The sequence below is a fragment of the Obesumbacterium proteus genome (assembly GCF_001586165.1).
Classification (GTDB): domain Bacteria; phylum Pseudomonadota; class Gammaproteobacteria; order Enterobacterales; family Enterobacteriaceae; genus Hafnia; species Hafnia protea.
Map to the genome: position 1 here is coordinate 1,699,247 of NZ_CP014608.1, position 21,184 is coordinate 1,720,430.

Genomic DNA, 21,184 nt, shown 5'->3' on the forward strand with positions numbered 1-21,184 from the left:
ACGCATAACAACGATGGCGATGAAAAAGTTGCTCATAGCGTCGCTGCTGTTTGGCAGCGCAACCGTATACGGTGCAGATGGATTCGTAGTGAAAAATATTCATTTCGAAGGCCTGCAGCGGGTCGCCGTCGGTGCGGCGTTACTTAACATGCCGGTTCGCGTTGGCGATACCGTCAGCGATGAAGATCTCAGTAACACTATTCGCGCATTATATGCGACCGGCAACTTCGAAGATGTTCGGGTGCTGCGCGATGGTGAGAACTTGATCGTGCAGGTTAAGGAACGTCCTACGATCGCGAGTATTACCTTCTCCGGTAACAAGTCTGTAAAAGACGACATGCTGAAGCAGAACCTAGAGGCTTCTGGCGTGCGCGTAGGTGAAGCTCTGGACCGCACAATGCTTTCTAGCATTGAAAAAGGCCTGGAAGATTTCTACTACAGCGTCGGTAAATACAGTGCGACGGTGAAAGCGGTGGTAACACCTCTGCCTCGTAACCGTGTTGACTTGAAACTGGTATTTACTGAAGGTAAATCCGCTCAGATTCAGCAAATCAATATCGTAGGGAACCACGCGTTCACCTCCGAAGAGTTGATTGCTCGTTTCCAGCTGCGCGACGAAGTTCCTTGGTGGAACTTGGTTGGTGACCGTAAATATCAAAACAAAAACTGTCTGGTGACTTAGAAACCTTGAGAAGCTTCTATTTGGATCGTGGCTATGCCCGTTTCAACATTGATTCTACTCAGGTGAGCTTAACGCCGGATAAAAAAGGCATCTACATCACCGTCAATATCACTGAAGGCGACCAGTACAAACTCACTGGCGTTGAAGTGAACGGTAACATGGCGGGTTATAGCACCGAAATCAACCGTTTGACCACGATTGAACCGGGCGAACTGTATAACGGTGCCAAAGTGACTAAGATGGAGGATGACGTTAAGAAACTCCTCGGTCGCTACGGCTATGCTTATCCAAAAGTGCAGACCCAACCTGAAATCAACGATGCGGATAAAACCGTTAAGTTGCATATGAGCGTTGATGCGGGTAACCGTTACTATGTTCGTAACATCAAGTTTGCAGGCAATGACACCAGTAAAGACTCCGTTCTGCGTCGCGAAATGCGCCAGATGGAAGGTGCATGGCTGGGCAGCGACTTGGTCGATCAGGGTAAAGAGCGTCTGAACCGTACCGGTTATTTTGAAACCGTTGACGTTGATACTCAGCGTGTTCCAGGTACGCCGGATCAGGTCGATGTCACCTATAAGGTGAAAGAGCGTAACACCGGTACTTTTAACTTCGGTGTGGGCTTCGGTACTGAAAGTGGCGTTAGCTTCCAAGTCGGCGTTCAGCAGGAAAACTGGTTGGGTACAGGTAATACCGTCGGTATTAGCGGTACCAAAAACGATTACCAGACCTATGCTGAACTGTCTATGACAGACCCGTACTTCACCGTTGACGGTGTGAGCTTGGGTGGTCGTATTTTCTATAACGACTTTAAAGCTGATGATGCGGACCTGTCTGACTATACCAACAGCAGCTATGGACTTGATGGCACCTTAGGGTTCCCAATCAACGAAAATAACTCGTTGCGTACCGGTCTGGGTTACGTGCATAACTCCCTGTCTGATATGCAGCCACAGGTGGCTATGTGGCGTTATCTGGACTCTATGGGACAGCATCCGGATGATACGAAGAAAGCTGATTATACCGCCGATGACTTCACTTATACCTTAGGTTGGTCATATAACAACGTTGACCGTGGATTCTTCCCAACTCAGGGTACGAAAGCGTCTCTGAACGGTAAAGTGACCATCCCAGGTTCTGATAACGAATACTACAAAATCACGTTCGATAGCCAAAGCTATCTGCCGTTGGATGACGATCGCTCTTGGGTCGTGATGGGGCGTTCTCGTGTAGGCTACGGTGACGGTCTTGGCGGGAAAGAAATGCCGTTCTATGAAAACTTCTATGCCGGTGGTTCGAGCTCGGTACGTGGTTTCCAATCGAATAACATCGGTCCTAAAGCGGTTTATCTGAATTCGAACGGTAGCATTGATAGCAGCAAAACGGATGACAATGATGCGGTGGGCGGTAACGCCATGGCAGTTGCCAGCCTTGAGCTGATCACGCCAACGCCGTTCGTGGGTGAGAAATATTCCAACTCCCTGCGTACCTCCATCTTTATGGATGCGGGTACCGTTTGGGATACTAACTGGAATAACAACGGCTGTGGCGCGACCTCTTGTAGCTCTCAGGGCATCCCTGACTACAGCGATCCGAGCAACATTCGTGTCTCTGCGGGTCTAGCACTACAGTGGATGTCTCCACTGGGGCCGTTGGTGTTCTCCTACGCTCAGCCAGTTAAGAAATACGACGGTGATAAATCGGAACAGTTCCAATTTAACATCGGTAAGACTTGGTAATAAGCTACTCTATAAAAGCTACTGTATAAGGCATGGGGATACGTCCCCATGCCAGAATGCATAAGTTCCACTCAGAGCGTTCTTTTATAATGGACGTTGTGAGAGACACTATGGGTCGGTGCCTATGCGGTATACGTGTCGTCGACACATATGGGTGATGGTAAGGAGTCTAAATTGAAAAAGTGGTTATATGCGGCAGGTCTGGGCATGGCATTAGCAGTTTCTGCTAACGTACAAGCTGCTGATAAGATTGCAATTGTAAACGTATCCAGCATCTTCCAGCAGTTGCCACAGCGTGCAACCGTTGCTAAGCAACTGGAGAACGAGTTCAAGAGCCGCGCAACTGAGTTGCAGAGCCAAGAACGTGATCTGCAGTCAAAAATGCAAAAACTGCAACGTGATGGTTCTACCATGAAAGCAAGCGATCGTACCAAGATGGAAAAAGACATCATGGCACAGCGTGACGCTTTCTCTCAGAAAGCTCAGGCTTTTGAGCAGGATAACCGTCGTCGTCAGGGCGAAGAACGTAATAAGCTGTTGAGCCGCATTCAGGATGCCGTTCGTACCGTTGCTAAAGACAAAGGCTACGATCTGGTTATTGATGCAAATGCTGTTGCTTATGCTGATTCTTCCAACGACATCACTGCACAAGTGTTGAAACAGGTTAAATAAGGCATGGCTTCAATTCGACTCGCTGATCTCGCTCAGCAGTTGAATGCAGAGCTTCACGGTGATGGCGATATCGTCATCACCGGCGTTGCTTCAATGCATTCGGCAAAATCGCAGCAAATCACTTTTTTATCTAACAGTCGCTACCGTGAACAATTAGCTGCTTGTAATGCAAGCGCTGTGGTGTTGACTGAAGCGGATCTGCCTTTCTGTACATCGGCGGCGTTGGTAGTAAGAAACCCTTACTTAACCTATGCACTGATGGCGCAGATTATGGATACAACACCGGCTCCGGCAAAAGATATTGCGCCGAGTGCGGTGATTGATGCAACGGCTCAGCTTGGCAACAATGTTTCTGTTGGTGCTAATGCGGTCATTGAAGAGGGCGTCGTGCTAGGCGACAACGTCATCATTGGTGCTGGTTGCTTCGTAGGTAAGTTCACAAAAATTGGTTCAGGCACACGTCTGTGGGCCAACGTTAGCGTTTATCATCAGATCGAAATCGGTGAGAAATGTCTGATTCAGTCAGGAACCGTTATCGGCGCTGATGGTTTTGGTTATGCTAACGATCGCGGCAATTGGATTAAAATTCCACAACTCGGCACGGTACGCATCGGCGATCGCGTTGAAATTGGCGCATGTACCACCATCGACCGTGGCGCTTTGGATGACACCATTATTGGCAACGGCGTAATTATCGACAATCAATGCCAGATTGCACATAACGTTATGATTGGCGACAATACAGCAGTTGCTGGCGGTGTTATCATGGCGGGCAGTCTTAAGATTGGTCGTTACTGCCAGATTGGCGGTGCAAGTGTGATCAATGGTCACATGGAAATTTGCGACAAAGCCGTGGTAACGGGAATGGGTATGGTGATGCGTCCTATCACTGAACCGGGTATTTATTCCTCTGGTATTCCGCTGCAACCCAACAAGGCATGGCGTAAAACGGCAGCTCTGGTGATGAATATTGATGAAATCAATAAGCGTCTAAAAGCCGTTGAAAAGAAAGTCACTAATGACTAACGACTAAAGCCATACCTTTGTCAGTGAATACATATTCCTGGCATTTACCCTGTTTTACTGGGTATAAAACGATTTGCGGCCTGCATCATTGTCTTTATATGGACATGAGGCGGGCCGTGTTGTTGATGACAATTAGTTTTCCTACAGGAAGAGTATTTTGACTACTGACACTCATACTCTCAATATTTCCGAGATTTTAGAGTTACTGCCGCACCGTTTTCCGTTCCTTTTAGTGGATCGCGTTCTTGATTTTGAAGAAGGCAAATTCCTGCGTGCAGTGAAAAACGTTACTTTTAACGAGCCGTTTTTCCAGGGCCACTTCCCTGGCAAACCGATTTTCCCAGGCGTGTTGATTCTAGAAGCGATGGCTCAGGCTACCGGTATTCTGGCATTTAAAAGCGCGGGCAAACTGGAGCCAGGCAAGTTGTACTATTTTGCTGGTATTGACGATGCTCGCTTTAAGCGTCCCGTTCAGCCAGGCGACCAGATGATTCTGGAAGTTGAATTCCTTAAAGAGCGCCGCGGCGTAGCTCGCTTTAACGGTGTTGCCAAAGTAGACGGTAAGATTGTTTGCGAAGCTTCAATGATGTGTGCCCGTAGCCGGGAGGCCTAATACGTGATTGACCCAACCGCCTTTATCCATCCAAGTGCCATAGTCGAAGACGGCGCAGTCATTGGTGCCGGTGTGCATATCGGTCCTTTTTGCTACGTCGGCTCCCAAGTGGAAATCGGCGAAGGTACCGTGCTGAAGTCCCATGTCGTCGTCAATGGTATTACTAAAATTGGCCGTGATAACGAGATCTATCAGTTCTCTTCTATTGGTGAAGTGAATCAGGATCTGAAATATGCTGGCGAACCTACCCGCGTAGAAATCGGCGATCGTAACCGTATTCGCGAGAGTGTCACCATTCATCGTGGTACTGCACAGGGCGGTAACCTAACGAAAGTGGGTAGCGATAACTTGCTGATGATTAATGCGCACATCGCGCATGATTGTGTCATCGGTAACCGTTGTATTTTCGCTAATAACGCAACGTTAGGTGGTCATGTTACGGTTGATGATTTTGCGATCATCGGTGGAATGACAGCGGTTCACCAGTTCTGTGTGATTGGTGCGCATGTGATGGTCGGCGGCTGTTCTGGCGTCGCGCAAGACGTGCCTCCGTATGTTATTGCACAGGGTAACCATGCAACGCCGTTCGGCCTGAATATTGAAGGCCTGAAGCGCCGTGGTTTCGAAAAAGAGTCTCTGCATGCGATTCGTAATGCATACAAGATCCTTTATCGTAGCGGAAAAACGCTGGAAGAAGCCAAGCCAGAAATTGCCGAGTTAGCCAAACAGCAGCCCGCTGTTCAGCTGTTCGTTGATTTCTTTGAGCGTTCGACTCGCGGCATTATCCGCTAAGCCATGACGTTATCTCAGATAGCCTCTGACTCATTGTCGGTGGATCGCGCTTCGCGTCCGCTGACGATTGGTCTGGTCGCCGGGGAAACCTCCGGCGATATCCTCGGTGCGGGTTTGATCCGTGCTCTGAAAGCGCGCCATCCTAATGCGCGTTTTGTTGGCGTAGCCGGTCCTCTGATGCAGGCCGAAGGCTGTGAAGCCTGGTTTGAAATGGAAGAGCTGGCGGTGATGGGGATTGTTGAAGTCCTCGAACGCTTACCTCGTCTGCTTAAAATTCGCCGTGAACTAACCCAACGCTTTACCGAGCTTAAACCCGATGTTTTCGTCGGTATCGATGCGCCTGATTTTAATATCACGCTGGAAGGCCGCTTAAAGCAGAAGGGGATTCGAACCATTCATTATGTCAGCCCCTCAGTATGGGCGTGGCGACAGAAGCGTGTTTTCAAAATTGGCAAGGCAACCGATTTGGTTTTAGCCTTTCTGCCTTTTGAAAAAGCGTTTTATGACAGATTCAATGTTCCGTGTCGTTTCATTGGCCATACGATGGCAGATGCCATGCCGCTCAACCCGGATAAACAGGCTGCGCGTCAAGCATTGGGTATTGCTCCCGATGCTTTGTGCTTAGCTTTACTGCCGGGCAGCCGTAGCGCCGAAGTTGAGATGTTGAGCGCTGACTTCTTAAAAACTGCGATGATCTTGCGGGAAAAATATCCGGCATTAGAAATCGTTGTACCGTTGGTCAACGCTAAACGTCGCGAACAGTTTGAACGCATTAAAGCTGAAGTAGCACCCGAATTAACCGCTCATCTTCTGGATGGACAGGCGCGTAATGCGATGTATGCCAGCGATGCTGCGCTGTTAGCTTCTGGCACCGCGGCGCTGGAGTGTATGTTGGCGAAATGCCCAATGGTGGTTGGCTATCGCATGAAACCGTTCACCTTCTGGTTGGCTGAGCGTCTGGTGAAAACCGATTACGTTTCATTGCCGAATCTGTTGGCGCGCCGTGAGTTGGTGCAAGAACTACTACAGCACGATTGCCAGCCTGAAAAACTAGCCGCTGCTTTACTGCCGCTGTTAGAAGGTGGCGAAGCCACTAAAGTCTTGCAAAAGACCTTCCTCGAATTGCACCAAAGTATCCGCTGCGGCGCCGATGAACAAGCGGCCGATGCGGTACTGTCTTTAGTTAATCAATAAGTTAATCAATAGGCCGTAATTCAATGAGCACCAATTCAGTGAGTGACATTTTTGTCTATCCCATCGCGCAGCGAATTGCAGGCGTTGATGAAGTAGGACGCGGGCCTTTGGTTGGCGCGGTTGTCACTGCGGCAGTGATCCTCGATCCTGCGCGTCCGATTGTGGGCTTGGCCGATTCGAAGAAATTAAGCGAAAAGCGCCGTAACACGCTGTATGAAGAAATTATTGAGAAAGCGCTGAGCTGGAGCTTAGGCCGTGCAGAGCCGCACGAAATTGATGAGCTGAACATCCTGCATGCCACTATGCTTGCGATGCAAAGAGCTGTTGCAGGATTGTCGATCGAACCTGACTTTGTGCTGATCGATGGTAATCGTTGCCCGAAATTGCCGATGGCTTCGCAGGCCGTAGTGAAGGGCGATAGCCGCGTGGCTGAAATCAGCGCGGCCTCGATTTTGGCTAAAGTCACCCGCGACCGTGAAATGGAAGTTCTGGATGCCCAATTCCCAGACTATGGTTTTGCTCAGCATAAAGGCTACCCAACGGCTTTCCATCTAGAGCGCTTAGCGCAGTTGGGAGCAACAGAACACCACCGCCGCAGCTTTGGGCCAGTTAAGCGTGTTCTTGGTTTAATGTAATTAACCCCCATGTATGTACCACTTTAGTAACCGGTTTTTAGACGAGTAATTGACATATGGCAGAACCACGTTTCATACATTTGCGCGTTCACAGTGACTATTCCATGATTGATGGGCTGGCGAAAGTCGGCCCATTGGTCAAGAAAGTGGCTGCGCTAGGTATGCCTGCCTTTGCGATTACTGACCATACCAATATGTGCGGGTTGGTGAAGTTTTATGGCGCAGCGCACGGGGCCGGAATTAAGCCGATTATCGGTGCCGATGTATTGGTTAAGAGCGAAATGCTGGGCGATGAGCTTTCCCATTTGACCATACTGGCGGCAAATAACACCGGCTATCAAAATCTAACCCTGCTTATTTCTCACGCGTATCAGCGCGGATATGGTGCCGATGGTCCTGTTATCGACCGTGATTGGCTGATTGAATATCGTGAAGGGCTGATACTGCTGTCTGGCGCACGCCAAGGTGACGTAGGTAAAATGCTCCTGCGTGGTAACCAGCAGTTAGCGCATGAGTGCGTTGATTTTTATCAGCAATATTTTCCTGATAGCTACTATCTGGAGCTTATTCGCACGGGCCGCCCTGATGAAGAGAGCTATCTGCATTTTGCCGTGGCCTTGGCTGAAGAGCGCGATCTTCCGGTCGTGGCTACCAACGATGTGCGCTTTCTCGAAACCGGTGATTTCGATGCCCATGAAATTCGCGTTGCTATCCATGATGGTTTCACCTTAGACGATCCCAAACGGCCTAAAAACTACAGCGCTCAGCAGTACATGCGCAGCGAAGAAGAGATGTGTGAGCTGTTTGCCGACATCCCCGAAGCGCTTGAAAACAGCGTAGAGATTGCTAAGCGTTGTAACGTGACGATCCGGTTAGGTGAGTATTTCCTGCCACAGTTTCCGACCGGCGAGATGTCGACAGAAGACTTCTTGGTGGCAAAATCCAAGCAGGGTTTGGAAGAACGTCTCGAATTTTTATTCCCCGATCCTGAAGAGCGCGCCAAACGCCGTCCTGAATATGACGAGCGTTTAGAGGTTGAACTTAAAGTTATCAACCAGATGGGATTCCCTGGTTACTTCCTGATCGTGATGGAATTTATCCAATGGTCGAAAGATAACGGCGTACCGGTAGGGCCGGGGCGTGGTTCTGGTGCGGGGTCGTTAGTGGCCTATGCGCTGAAAATCACCGATCTGGATCCGCTGGAGTTCGATCTGCTGTTCGAACGATTCTTGAACCCAGAACGTGTTTCCATGCCTGACTTTGACGTCGACTTTTGTATGGAGAAACGCGATCGGGTTATCGATCACGTGGCTGAAATGTACGGTCGTGATGCGGTATCGCAGATTATTACCTTCGGTACCATGGCGGCGAAAGCGGTTATCCGCGACGTTGGCCGCGTGTTAGGGCATCCGTATGGTTTTGTCGATCGTATATCAAAATTAGTGCCGCCAGAGCCGGGCATGACGCTGGCCAAAGCCTTTGAAGCCGAACCGCAACTGCCAGAAATTTATGAGGCAGATGAAGAGGTTCGCGCGCTGATCGACATGGCGCGTAAGCTTGAAGGCGTCACGCGTAACGCCGGTAAGCACGCCGGTGGGGTGGTAATTTCACCAACCAAAATTACTGACTTTGCGCCGCTTTACTGTGACTCCGAAGGTAATCATCCCGTCACACAGTTTGATAAAAGCGACGTAGAGTATGCCGGTCTGGTTAAGTTTGACTTCTTGGGCCTGCGAACGCTAACGATCATCGACTGGGCGCTTGAGATGATCAACGCCCGCCGTGCGAAAGCGGGTGAAGAGCCTATCGATATTGCGGCCATTCCGCTCGACGATAAAAAAGCTTCGATATGCTGCAACGCTCGGAAACCACGGCGGTATTCCAGCTTGAATCGCGCGGCATGAAAGATTTGATCAAACGCCTGAAGCCTGACTGCTTCGAAGATATGATCGCACTGGTGGCACTTTTCCGCCCCGGTCCTTTGCAGTCAGGGATGGTTGATAACTTTATTGACCGTAAACACGGGCGTGAAGAAGTGTCTTACCCCGACGTTCAGTGGCAGCATGAGTCTTTGAAACCGGTGCTGGAGCCGACCTACGGCATTATCCTGTATCAAGAACAGGTTATGCAGATTGCTCAGGTGCTCGCTGGCTATACGCTAGGCGGCGCAGACATGCTTCGTCGTGCGATGGGTAAAAAGAATCCCGTTGAAATGGCTAAGCAGCGCGGTGGGTTTGAAGATGGAGCCAAAGCGCGCGGCGTTGATGGTGAGCTGGCGGTTAAAATCTTCGACTTGGTAGAGAAATTTGCTGGTTACGGGTTTAACAAATCTCACTCCGCTGCCTATGCGCTGGTTTCCTATCAAACGCTATGGTTAAAGGCGCACTATCCCGCTGAGTTTATGGCTGCGGTGATGACCGCCGATATGGACAACACCGAAAAAGTCGTTGGCTTGGTGGATGAATGTTGGCGCATGGGGCTAAAAGTTCTGCCGCCGGATATTAACAGCGGGCAGTATCACTTCCATGTGAATGACGATGGCGAAATTGTTTACGGCATCGGTGCGATTAAAGGCGTGGGTGAGGGGCCGATTGAGGCTATCATCGACGCACGTAATGAAGGCGGCCATTTCAAAGAGTTATTTGATCTGTGTGCTAGAACAGACACTAAAAAGCTAAACCGGCGTATGCTGGAGAAGCTCATTATGTCCGGCGCGTTTGACCGTTTAGGTCCGCATCGTGCCGCACTGATGAACTCGCTGAATGACGCATTGAAAGCCGCTGACCAACACGCCAAAGCAGAGGCTATTGGTCAGGTGGATATGTTTGGCGTGCTGGCCGAAGCACCTGAACAAGTTGAGAAATCCTATAGCAGCGTTGCTCCGTGGCCTGCTCAGGTGGTATTGGATGGCGAGCGTGAAACGTTAGGGTTATACCTAACAGGCCACCCCATCACCCAATACCTGAAGGAGATAGAGCGCTACGCCGGTGGCATGCGCCTAAAAGATATGCATCCGACGGATCGGGGCAAAATGACCACTGCGGTTGGACTCGTAGTTGCAGCGCGAGTGATGACCACCAAGCGGGGTAACCGCATCGGGGTTTGTACACTGGATGACCGTTCCGGCCGTCTCGAAGTGATGCTATTTACCGATGCGCTCGATAAATATCAACATTTGCTGGAAAAAGACCGTATCCTGATAGCCAGCGGACAGGTCAGCTTTGATGACTTTAGCGGTGGGCTTAAAATGATCGCCCGCGAGCTAATGGACATCAGTGAAGCACGCGAAAAATATGCGCGTGGGCTTGCTATCTCGCTGACTGACAGGCAAATTGATGACCAGCTTTTAAACCGTCTCCGTGACTCGTTGGAACCACATCGGTCGGGGACGATTCCAGTGCATTTATACTATCAACGTGATAATGCACGCGCTAAGTTAAGATTTGGCGCGGCCTGGCGGGTAACGCCGACAGATCGCCTGCTAGTTGACCTTCGTACTCTGGTGGGTAATGAACAGGTTGAACTGGAATTTGACTAATATAGGAATACTATGAGTCTGAATTTTCTGGATTTTGAACAGCCGATTGCAGAACTTGAAGCGAAAATTGACTCGCTAACTTCAGTCAGCCGTCAAGACGAAAAATTAGATATTAATATCGACGAAGAAGTACAGCGCCTGCGTGATAAGAGCGTTGAACTGACGCGTAAGATATTTTCTGATCTGGGTGCATGGCAGGTTGCGCAATTAGCGCGCCATCCGCGCCGTCCTTATACGCTGGATTATATCGAGCATATCTTTACTGACTTCGATGAGTTGGCGGGCGATCGTGCCTATGCTGATGATAAAGCGATTGTCGGCGGTATGGCTCGTTTGAATGGTCGCGCGGTGATGATTATTGGTCATCAGAAAGGACGTGAAACCAAAGAGAAAATCCGTCGCAACTTTGGTATGCCCGCGCCGGAAGGATACCGTAAGGCTTTGCGCCTGATGGAAATGGCCGAGCGCTTTAAACTGCCAATCATTACCTTCATCGACACCCCTGGGGCATATCCAGGCGTTGGCGCTGAAGAGCGTGGTCAGTCCGAAGCTATCGCTCGTAACCTGCGTGAAATGTCAGGTTTGACCGTGCCAGTTATCTGCACCGTCATTGGTGAAGGTGGTTCTGGTGGTGCGTTGGCTATCGGCGTTGGCGATAAAGTTAACATGCTGCAGTACAGCACCTACTCCGTTATTTCTCCGGAAGGTTGTGCCTCAATTCTGTGGAAGAGCGCCGATAAAGCACCATTGGCCGCCGATGCGATGGGCATTACTGCTCCGCGTCTGAAAGAACTGAAGCTGATTGACTCCGTTATCCCTGAACCTTTGGGCGGTGCACATCGCGATGTTCCTGCGATTGCAGCCTCTCTGAAAGCGCAGCTGTTAGCGGATTTGGGCGATCTGGATGTGTTAGAAACAGAAGAACTGTTGAATCGCCGCTACCAGCGCCTGATGAACTACGGTTACTGCTGATCTCCATCACGAGCGACCTTCATTTTAAAGCCCGGTTATGCCGGGCTTTGTTGTTTTTATCGTTCGTTCAGTTTCTTTTGTTTGGCTTACACTTTATGAACCGATTTTTGTCAGCGTAAAATTGCTTTCTGCCTTGTTAAGGGGTAATTTCCCCGAGAATCGTTTGCATTTGGAGGCTGTGTGAAACTCAATAAAATCCACCACATCGCAATTATTGCGTCAGATTATCAGCGCAGTAAGTCTTTCTACTGTGATGTTTTAGGTTTTACGCTACTGAGCGAGGTATATCGCGCAGAGCGTGATTCTTGGAAAGGGGATTTAGCACTGAACGGTGACTATACGATTGAGCTGTTTTCATTTCCAAAGCCTCCTGCCCGAGTGTCTCGGCCTGAAGCCTGCGGTTTACGTCATCTGGCATTCAGCGTAGATGATATTGATAGTGCGGTAAAACATCTGGAAAATCATGCGGTGCGTTGTGAAGAGGTACGCATTGACCCCTATACTGAACGTCGATTTACATTTTTCTCGGATCCTGATGGGCTGCCGCTTGAGCTCTATCAAATGGGTGATGACTTGAAAAATAGTACCAATTGCTGAAAATATAATACCAAAAGTGCATAGGGTGCTGCGGTTTACTGTGTAACAAGTCCCGCTGTGCTACTATTGCGCGCTTCTTTCCATTTCCCTCTGAGCCTTAGCACACCATGCAAGAGCAAACTTTCCGCGTTGGCGAATGGTTGGTTTTAGCCGCTGATAATAAGATCACCCGTGATGGTCGTTTATTAGTGCTAGAGCCTCGCCTCATCGATATGTTGAGCTATTTTGCTCACCATCCCGATACGGTACTAAGCAGGGATGAACTAATTGATAACGTATGGAAACGTAACATTGTCACCAATCATGTGGTGACTCAGTGTATCTCCGAGCTGAGGAAATATTTAAAAGACGGGCGACCTGACGCGCCTGAATACATTGTGACGGTGCCTAAACGCGGCTACAAATTGGTTGAACCGGTTATCTGGTGCGAAGAGGGCGGGGCTGATTTTACCCTGCCGCCTCAAACGCCGGTGAAAGTCGTGATTGAGCATGAACCGGAAGATGGCAGCGCGATCTCAAATACTGTCACTACACCTAATGTTCATCCTGAGCAATCATCGCTTAGTCATGCCCAAACGGCCAGCCCAGACGTTGCTCCGAAAGATACGGGTGATAAAAAACGCTCGTCTAAGCTGTGGCGCTCACGTTTTTGGGTCTGGGTTGCATTTTTATCCTCACTGGTGTTGTGCATCTCGTTGATTGGCCTAGCCGTTTTTAATCAGCGAGTGCCTGTTGCACCAGCGCCCATGCTGCTGAATCCGCGTGATATTGATATCCGTATTCAGGGCGGGAATAGCTGTACTAACTGGACGAATCAGCTTTCCTGCGTCGTCGGTCTGAGTGAAATGCTGGCGCAAGGCCTGAATACCCATTCAACGTTTTTAGTGCACGATCAAACTAACTATAACTACGGCGGGCCGAGCAGTTCAGGCAAGTCGATGTTTATTGAGTTTGTGAATCAGAGGCACTATCGCGCCCAGCAGTGTTTCTTGTCCGTGCGTCTGATCGATAACGCTGATAGCTCAGTGATGCTGGAGAAACGCTACTTTATTACGACGGATAATTTACTGACGGTGCAGAAAGACTTCATCGATAGCATGTTCCAAACGTTAAAAGTGGTTCAGCCTGCAAGCATGGTGCAGAGAATTGAAACGCTGGTGCCGCAGCATAGTCAGGTATTGCAGCTCTATTATCAGGCTCACCAGCTTTTGATTCAGGGCGATAGCGATTCATTGAATCAGGCCAGTACCTTACTTGCCCAAATTACAAAACAGTCGCCAGACTTTGTCTATGCGCGTGCAGAAAAAGCACTGGTAGATATATTGCTGAATTCATACCAGCCGTTTAATGCCTCAGATCTCGCTGCTCTGCGTAAAGAGATTACTGACGTTGAGGCGATTCCAATATTGCAAAATAGCGCAATTATTCAGCAGATATATGCGGTTGATTATTTAAGTCAGGGTAAAGTCGATGAAGCCTTTAAGGTGATTAATAAAGGCATAGATTTAGAGATGTCTTGGTTAAACTATGTCTTACTTGGCAAAGTCTACGAATTGAAAGGGCAAAATAACCTTGCTGCGGATGCTTATATTACCGCTTTCAATTTACGCCCAGGAAATAATACCTTGGATTGGATAAAAAATGGCGTCTTCCAAACCAATGTTATCCGCGTTGCACCTTACTTAGCGAATTACGACTTCTCCGATAACAATTAATTTGTATGATATTTAATCCAGCCTGTTCCCTTATAAAGGAGCAGGCTTTTTTTACCCCTAAAGAATTATAAACCTCCCTCGGATTCTTTACTGACAATGAAAAATATATGCATTAATTGTGTTGTTTTTTTGTGTCTCGGTATGTGTTAATTTTGTTTCATTAAACCTTTTTTACCTTAAAAAATTATCGGTAATTTTTATGTCAACATGCTGTTTTTATTGGTGTAATTTTACATTTCTTGATGTTTTTTTATTATCTAGATAAAAAGGTCAAGATGTCATTTCTTGGGACACGCTGATAATTTAACTTTACCTTTAGGACTTTTATTTTGCTGGTCAGTAACATGCATCCCATCAAGTCGAACACCTAACTGCGGTAATGAGTGAATACGACTTTTCTGAAAATTAATCAGGAGCAACTGACCATGTCATCAAGCAAGAAAATCGGGCTAATTGCCTGCACCGGCGTAGTAGCTGGTAATATGATGGGGAGCGGTATTGCACTATTACCTGCGAACCTGGCGAGTCTCGGTTCCATCGCAATATTTGGTTGGATCATTTCATTAATCGGTGCAATGTCTCTAGCGTATGTATATGCACGTTTGGCTACTAAGAATCCTCAAGAAGGTGGCCCAATTGCTTATGCTGGTGAAATTGGTCCGGCATTCGGTTTCCAAACCGGTGTTCTTTATTACCATGCAAACTGGATTGGTAATTTAGCAATCGGTATTACCGCAGTTTCTTATCTATCTACTTTCTTCCCAGTATTGAATAGCCCAATTGCAGCTGGCGCAGCATGTATCGCCATCGTATGGGTCTTCACTTTCGTGAATATGCTGGGTGGTACTTGGGTAAGCCGTTTAACCACGATTGGTCTGGTTCTGGTGTTAATCCCAGTAATCGGTACTGCTATCGCGGGTTGGGCTTGGTTTGACCCTGCTACTTATCACGCTAACTGGAACACTTCTGGCGGTACCGATAGCCACGCGGTTATCAAAAGTATCCTGCTGTGCCTGTGGGCGTTCGTGGGTGTTGAATCCGCAGCGGTAAGTACTGGTATGGTGAAAAACCCATCTCGTACCGTTCCACTGGCTACCATGTTGGGTACTGCTCTGGCAGGTATCGTTTATATCGCAGCAACTCAAGTTATCGCGGGTATTTACCCAGCAAGCCAAATGGCGGCTTCTGGTGCACCGTTCGCAATGAGTGCTTCAACTATGGTTGGCGGCTGGGCTGCTCCAGTAGTGTCTGCTTTCACCGCATTCGCATGTTTAACCTCTTTAGGTTCTTGGATGATGCTGGTGGGTCAAGCCGGTGTGCGTGCTGCTAAAGACGGTAACTTCCCTAAAGTATACGGCGAGCTGGACAAAAACGGCATTCCTAAGAAAGGCCTGTTGTTAGCCGCAGTGAAAATGACCGTACTGATGGTTCTGATTACTGTAATGAGCGCTAGCGGCGGTAAAGCGTCTGACCTGTTCGGTGAACTGACTGGTATCGCGGTTCTGCTGACTATGCTGCCTTACTTCTACTCTTGCGTTGACCTGATTCGTTTCGAAGGCGCCAACGTGAAAAACCTGCTGAGCCTGGTTGCATCGGTTCTGGGTTGTTGCTTCTGCTTTATCGCTCTGATGGGTGCGGGTTCATTCGAACTGTCCGGTACCTTCATCGTGAGCCTGGTTATCCTGATGTTCTATGCACGTAAAATGAACTCTCGCAAACCACAAGCTAGCGCAGACAGCAACGCATAAGTGACTTGGCTAAGGCCACGTACACAACGAATTTAGTAATCCTCGCGATTACACACAGCAAGACAATTAATTTATCCAGCCTCTCTCTGTTTGAAGTACTTCTACTGAAAAGTAGAGAGGGGCCAGCTTTTTGCCTGGAGAATTAGAGTATGAATATTATTGCCATCTTGAATCACATGGGCGTCTACTTCAAAGAAGAGCCTATCCGTGAACTGCACAAGGCACTGGAAGCACTCGATTTTCAGATTGTTTATCCAAACGACCGTGAAGACCTGCTGAAACTCATCGACAACAACGCACGTCTGTGCGGCGTTATCTTCGACTGGGATACTTACAATCTCGACCTGTGCGAAGAAATCAGCGCGATGAACGAACATCTGCCTGTTTATGCGTTCGCCAACACCCACTCTACTCTGGATGTTAGCTTGAACGATCTGCGTTTGAACGTTGAGTTCTTCGAATACGCACTGGGCGCTGCTCAGGATATCGCACAGAAAATCCGTCAGAGCACTGACGCATACATCGACGAAATTCTGCCTCCGTTGACCAAAGCACTGTTCAACTACGTTAAAGAAGGTAAATACACCTTCTGTACTCCGGGTCACATGGGCGGTACTGCGTTCCAGAAATCCCCAGTGGGCAGCATCTTCTATGATTTCTTCGGCGCTAACGCGATGAAATCTGATATCTCCATCTCTGTGGGTGAACTGGGTTCTCTGCTTGACCACTCAGGTCCACACAAAGAAGCTGAAGAATACATTGCGCGTACTTTCAACGCAGAACGCAGCTACATGGTGACTAACGGTACTTCTACCGCGAACAAAATCGTTGGTATGTACTCCGCACCTGCTGGCAGCACCGTTCTGATTGACCGTAACTGCCATAAGTCTCTGACTCACTTGATGATGATGAGCGATATCACTCCTATCTACTTCCGTCCAACCCGTAACGCTTACGGTATCTTGGGTGGTATTCCTAAGAGTGAATTCCAGCACGACACCATCGCTGAACGCGTTGCACAGACTCCAAATGCAACCTGGCCAGTTCACGCCGTAGTGACCAACTCTACCTACGACGGTCTGCTGTATAACACTGATTACATCAAAGAAGCGCTGGACGTTAAATCCATCCACTTTGACTCTGCATGGGTTCCTTACACCAACTTCAGCCCTATCTACAAAGGTCTGTGTGGTATGAGCGGTGGCCGTGTAGAAGGCAAAGTTATTTATGAAACTCAGTCTACTCACAAACTGCTGGCAGCATTCTCTCAGGCTTCAATGATTCACGTTAAAGGTGACATCAACGAAGAAACCTTCAACGAAGCCTACATGATGCACACCTCTACTTCTCCTCACTACGGCATCGTGGCTTCTACCGAAACCGCTGCTGCAATGATGAAAGGTAATGCCGGTAAACGTCTGATCAACGGTTCTATCGAACGTGCGATTCGTTTCCGTAAAGAAATCAAACGTCTGAACTCCGAGTCTGAAGGCTGGTTCTTCGACGTATGGCAGCCAGAAGGTATCGACGAAGCGAAATGCTGGCCTTTGGATTCCAAAGACAGCTGGCATGGCTTTAAAGATATCGACAACGACCACATGTATCTGGACCCAATCAAAGTCACTCTGTTGACCCCAGGGATGCAGAAAGATGGCTCAATGGCTAATACCGGTATCCCAGCGTCTATCGTTTCTAAATACTTAGACGAACACGGCATCATCGTTGAGAAAACGGGTCCATACAACTTGTTGTTCCTGTTCAGCATCGGTATCGACAAAACTAAAGCACTGAGCCTGCTGCGTGCGCTGACTGAGTTCAAACGTTCATACGACTTGAACCTGCGCGTTAAGAACATGCTGCCTTCACTGTATCGTGAAGATCCAGAGTTCTATGAAAACATGCGTATTCAGGACTTGGCACAGGGCATCCATGCGCTGATCCAACACCACAACCTGCCGGACCTGATGTACCGTGCATTTGAAGTGTTGCCAACCATGGTAATGAACCCACATGCAGCGTTCCAAAAAGAACTGCGTGGCCAGACTGAAGAAGTCTATCTGGAAGAGATGATCGGCAAAGTTAATGCCAACATGATCCTGCCGTATCCTCCAGGAGTTCCTTTGGTAATGCCAGGTGAAATGCTGACCGAAGAAAGCCGCCCAGTTCTGGAATTCTTGCAGATGCTGTGCGAAATCGGTGCACATTACCCAGGCTTTGAAACTGATATCCACGGTGCATATCGTCAGGCTGACGGTCGCTACACTGTTAAAGTTATCAAAGACCAGAAGTAATTGACTGACTGAGGGGCGTCCTGCTAAAGGACGCCCCCTTTTATTATGCAACCCCCCTAAATGGGAGATGACATGAAAACACCCTCACAACCGCGCGCTATCTACTATGTCGTAGCATTGCAAATCTGGGAATATTTCAGCTTTTACGGCATGCGTGCGTTATTGATCCTTTATCTCACCCATCAGCTTGGGTATAACGACACCCACGCTTTCAGTCTCTATAGTGCTTACGCTTCATTGGTTTACGCCACCCCAATTATCGGTGGGATCCTTGCAGATAAACTGCTGGGCAATCGAATGGCGGTGATAGCCGGAGCTATCCTGATGACGTTAGGCCATGTGGTTCTCGGCGTCAGTGCAGTTTCACCTTCATCTCTCTATTTAGCCTTAGCCATCATCGTGTGTGGTTACGGGCTGTTCAAATCCAATATCAGCTGCCTGCTGGGCGAGCTCTATGCTCCTGAAGATCCGCGCCGTGACGGCGGTTTCTCCTTGCTGTATGCCGCTGGAAACATTGGTTCGATCGTTGCCCCCATTGCCTGCGGCCTGGCTGCCGAGCAGTATGGCTGGCACGTCGGCTTCGCATTAGCCGGGATCGGCATGTTTGCCGGTTTGATTATCTTCTTATGCGGACACAAACATTTCCGCCATACCGTTGGTGTGAACCATCAGGGTATGAAAATAAAACGCTGCGCATTCCTAATTGGGGATGGTTGCTGGCGGCGGTGGTTCTTTCTCCGCTCTTCGTCGCGGTTCTTTTCTGGCGTGACTGGTCAAGCTACGCGCTGGCGCTGGTGTGCGCCGCGGCCATTATTATTATGGTGAGCATTTATCGTCGAGCAGAGCCGGATCAGCGTAAAGGCCTGCTGCAAATTGTGATTTTGATGCTGCTCGGCACGCTGTTCTGGGCGTTTGCCCAACAGGGCGGTAGCTCAATCAGCTTGTTCATCGACCGCTTTGTGAATCGCCAATGGTTCTCTTTCACCATTCCTACGGCGGTGTTCCAATCGGTTAACGGTTTTGCCGTTATGCTGAGCGGCGTGGTTCTGGCTTGGCTGGTTCGCGAAAACAGCAACGGCAATCGTATATTGCGCATTTGGGGTAAGTTTGCTCTTGGGCTGGCGCTGATCAGCGCGGGCTTCGGCATTCTTACCTTCAACGCTCGCTGGGCGGCGGTTCATGGCCAAGGCTCAATGGCATTAACCGTTTTAGGTCTAGCGGTGATGGGATGCGCAGAACTCTTTATCGATCCAGTGGCGATGGCACAGATTACTCGGCTGAAAATTCCGGGAGTGACGGGCGTCCTTACCGGGATCTACATGTTGGCGACTGGATCGATAGCCAACTATCTTGCGGGTATTATCGCTAATCAAACCGCCGAAGTTTCATTTGAACAAGGTGGCGAAGCGACGGCACACTCCGTCATGGCGTATGTCAGCGTGTTTAGCGATATCGCATGGGGCGCGCTTGGCTGCGTTGGACTGGTTGCGGTGATTTGGCTGTGTCATATGTTTATGGTGCGCCGCAACGCAGTTGCCGCCGAGTCGTGCGAATAAGGACTTGCTTCCAACAGAGCGGATGGTTAACGTTCTGATATTCAATCGTTCAGGGCGGTGACCGCGCCGTAAAGTGTCATGAATAGCTCAGAAATCCAGATGCGAATTGCCAGCAAACTTCAGGGGCGTTCGCATCTGATGGTTGCTTTCAGCGGTGGGCTTGATTCCACCGTTTTACTGCATGCGCTTGTTCAGTTGCGCATGCAGAATTTTCCTCATCTCCAGCTACGGGCTGCTCATGTACACCATGGGCTCAGCCGTTATGCTGATTTATGGGTCGACCACTGCAAGTCAGTTTGCCAGCAATGGCAGGTGCCGCTACATGTTCTACGGGTTAAAGTGGATGCCCAGCGCAGCGGGGTTGAAGCCGCCGCGCGTGATGCCCGCTACCATGCGATAGCCGGACTTATCGGTAATCACGAAACCCTGCTGACCGCGCAGCATCTTGACGATCAGTGTGAAACCTTTTTGTTGGCGCTTAAACGCGGCAGTGGCCCGACCGGACTTTCCGCCATGGCCAGCCATATGCCGTTTTTCAGCACCGAACAGATACGTCCGTTGCTCGACATCAGCCGTGCCCAGCTAGAAGAATATGCCGCCAGCTACGATCTCAAATGGGTCGAAGATGACAGTAATCAAGACGATCGCTTCGATCGCAACTTTCTTCGCCTGCGCGTGATCCCAAATCTACGCGACCGTTGGCCACACTTTCCTGAAGCCGTTGCCCGCAGCGCCAGCCTATGTGCCGAGCAGGAACAGTTGCTCGATGAGCTCTTGTTAGACTCGCTACAGTCTCTGATGAGCGAAGATGACTCGCTGAATATCGAAGGCCTGTTGCCAATGTCTGAGGCCAAGCGCTATGCGCTACTGCGCCGCTGGATCGCCTGTTTTGGCGTCATGATGCCGACTCGTGAACAGCTGCAACGCCTCTGGAACGAAGTCGCAACCGCACGTGAAGACGCAGAGCCACAGCTTCAACTCGGTAAAAATCAGGTTCGCCGTTATCGTCAGCATCTCTACCTGTTGCCTCCGCTGCGTTCGCTCAAAACAGAAGTCATCGCATGGGATCCGCGAGAATCCTTGCCGCTGCCAGATGGTCTCGGTGAATTACAGCTCGGTGAGCGCGGAATATGCGTGCGCGCCCCAAGATCGGATGAAGCCGTCTCGATTCGCTTCGTTGCTCATGGCACACTACGCATCGTCGGACGCCGTCATTCACGCCCAATAAAAAAAATCTGGCAGGAACATAACATTCCACCATGGGAACGTGAACGAACGCCTATGCTCTACTATGGTGAAACGCTAATCGCAGCGCTCGGCGTTTTCATTACTCAGGAAGGGCAGGGGATGGCGGATCGGCCAGTGTGGAATATACACTGGACCAAAGACTGGATGTAAATCCTCTTCGTACTTG

The 21,184-nt window shown here is 49.3% G+C and carries 12 protein-coding genes and 3 pseudogenes; all 15 read left to right on the plus strand.

Going from position 1 to position 21,184, the window contains the following annotated elements:
• The first annotated feature begins 13 nt into the window (after nt 1-13).
• The 15 genes and pseudogenes from bamA (at nt 14) to tilS (ending at nt 21,168) form a co-directional block, all read left to right on the plus strand.
• Nucleotides 14-2,421: pseudogene (bamA, locus tag DSM2777_RS07815) on the plus strand (outer membrane protein assembly factor BamA).
• A gap of 174 nt (nt 2,422-2,595) precedes the next feature.
• Complete coding sequence (gene skp, locus DSM2777_RS07820; RefSeq protein WP_046458957.1) at nt 2,596-3,093, plus strand: molecular chaperone Skp; 498 nt, start codon at nt 2,596-2,598, stop codon at nt 3,091-3,093.
• 3 nt (nt 3,094-3,096) lie between these two features.
• Entirely contained in the window at nt 3,097-4,119 is a 1,023-nt protein-coding gene (lpxD, locus tag DSM2777_RS07825; RefSeq protein ID WP_025800217.1) for a UDP-3-O-(3-hydroxymyristoyl)glucosamine N-acyltransferase, read from the plus strand.
• Between the two features lie 157 nt (nt 4,120-4,276).
• A complete protein-coding gene (fabZ, locus tag DSM2777_RS07830; RefSeq protein WP_061553607.1) occupies nt 4,277-4,732 on the plus strand; it encodes a 3-hydroxyacyl-ACP dehydratase FabZ in 456 nt (151 codons plus the stop codon).
• Nucleotides 4,733-4,735: 3 nt separating this feature from the next.
• Nucleotides 4,736-5,524, plus strand: coding sequence for an acyl-ACP--UDP-N-acetylglucosamine O-acyltransferase (gene lpxA / locus DSM2777_RS07835; RefSeq protein ID WP_061553608.1), 789 nt, complete (start codon nt 4,736-4,738; stop codon nt 5,522-5,524).
• Nucleotides 5,525-5,527: 3 nt separating this feature from the next.
• Complete coding sequence (gene lpxB / locus DSM2777_RS07840) at nt 5,528-6,718, plus strand: lipid-A-disaccharide synthase (protein ID WP_061553609.1); 1,191 nt, start codon at nt 5,528-5,530, stop codon at nt 6,716-6,718.
• A 38-nt stretch (nt 6,719-6,756) separates the two neighbouring features.
• Nucleotides 6,757-7,353 (plus strand): ribonuclease HII, encoded by a 597-nt coding sequence (gene rnhB / locus DSM2777_RS07845; RefSeq protein WP_061553610.1) that lies wholly within the window; start codon nt 6,757-6,759, stop codon nt 7,351-7,353.
• Nucleotides 7,354-7,409: 56 nt separating this feature from the next.
• Nucleotides 7,410-10,891 (plus strand): annotated as a pseudogene (gene dnaE, locus DSM2777_RS07850) (DNA polymerase III subunit alpha).
• Nucleotides 10,892-10,903: 12 nt separating this feature from the next.
• Nucleotides 10,904-11,863 (plus strand): acetyl-CoA carboxylase carboxyl transferase subunit alpha, encoded by a 960-nt coding sequence (accA, locus tag DSM2777_RS07855; protein ID WP_025800211.1) that lies wholly within the window; start codon nt 10,904-10,906, stop codon nt 11,861-11,863.
• Between the two features lie 180 nt (nt 11,864-12,043).
• Nucleotides 12,044-12,460: a VOC family protein gene (locus DSM2777_RS07860; RefSeq protein ID WP_046458961.1), complete on the plus strand. Its 417-nt coding sequence runs from the start codon at nt 12,044-12,046 to the stop codon at nt 12,458-12,460.
• A gap of 107 nt (nt 12,461-12,567) precedes the next feature.
• A complete protein-coding gene (gene cadC, locus DSM2777_RS07865) occupies nt 12,568-14,175 on the plus strand; it encodes a lysine decarboxylation/transport transcriptional activator CadC (RefSeq protein ID WP_061553611.1) in 1,608 nt (535 codons plus the stop codon).
• Nucleotides 14,176-14,600: 425 nt separating this feature from the next.
• A complete protein-coding gene (gene cadB, locus DSM2777_RS07870; RefSeq protein ID WP_046458963.1) occupies nt 14,601-15,923 on the plus strand; it encodes a cadaverine/lysine antiporter in 1,323 nt (440 codons plus the stop codon).
• A gap of 149 nt (nt 15,924-16,072) precedes the next feature.
• Nucleotides 16,073-18,214, plus strand: a complete 2,142-nt coding sequence (locus DSM2777_RS07875; protein ID WP_061553612.1) for a lysine decarboxylase CadA — start codon at nt 16,073-16,075, stop codon at nt 18,212-18,214.
• Nucleotides 18,215-18,286: 72 nt separating this feature from the next.
• Nucleotides 18,287-19,770 (plus strand): annotated as a pseudogene (gene dtpD, locus DSM2777_RS07880) (dipeptide permease DtpD).
• Between the two features lie 78 nt (nt 19,771-19,848).
• A complete protein-coding gene (gene tilS / locus DSM2777_RS07885) occupies nt 19,849-21,168 on the plus strand; it encodes a tRNA lysidine(34) synthetase TilS (RefSeq protein ID WP_046458965.1) in 1,320 nt (439 codons plus the stop codon).
• Nucleotides 21,169-21,184 lie beyond the last annotated feature (16 nt).

Bases quoted from the DNA above. Each gene is read 5' to 3' on its own strand.
- accA (WP_025800211.1), top strand. From the start codon at position 10,904: ATGAGTCTGAATTTTCTGGATTTTGAACAGCCGATTGCAGAACTTGAA.
- tilS (WP_046458965.1), top strand. From the start codon at position 19,849: ATGAATAGCTCAGAAATCCAGATGCGAATTGCCAGCAAACTTCAGGGG.
- cadB (WP_046458963.1), top strand. From the start codon at position 14,601: ATGTCATCAAGCAAGAAAATCGGGCTAATTGCCTGCACCGGCGTAGTA.
- lpxD (WP_025800217.1), top strand. From the start codon at position 3,097: ATGGCTTCAATTCGACTCGCTGATCTCGCTCAGCAGTTGAATGCAGAG.
- lpxB (WP_061553609.1), top strand. From the start codon at position 5,528: ATGACGTTATCTCAGATAGCCTCTGACTCATTGTCGGTGGATCGCGCT.
- DSM2777_RS07875 (WP_061553612.1), top strand. From the start codon at position 16,073: ATGAATATTATTGCCATCTTGAATCACATGGGCGTCTACTTCAAAGAA.
- cadC (WP_061553611.1), top strand. From the start codon at position 12,568: ATGCAAGAGCAAACTTTCCGCGTTGGCGAATGGTTGGTTTTAGCCGCT.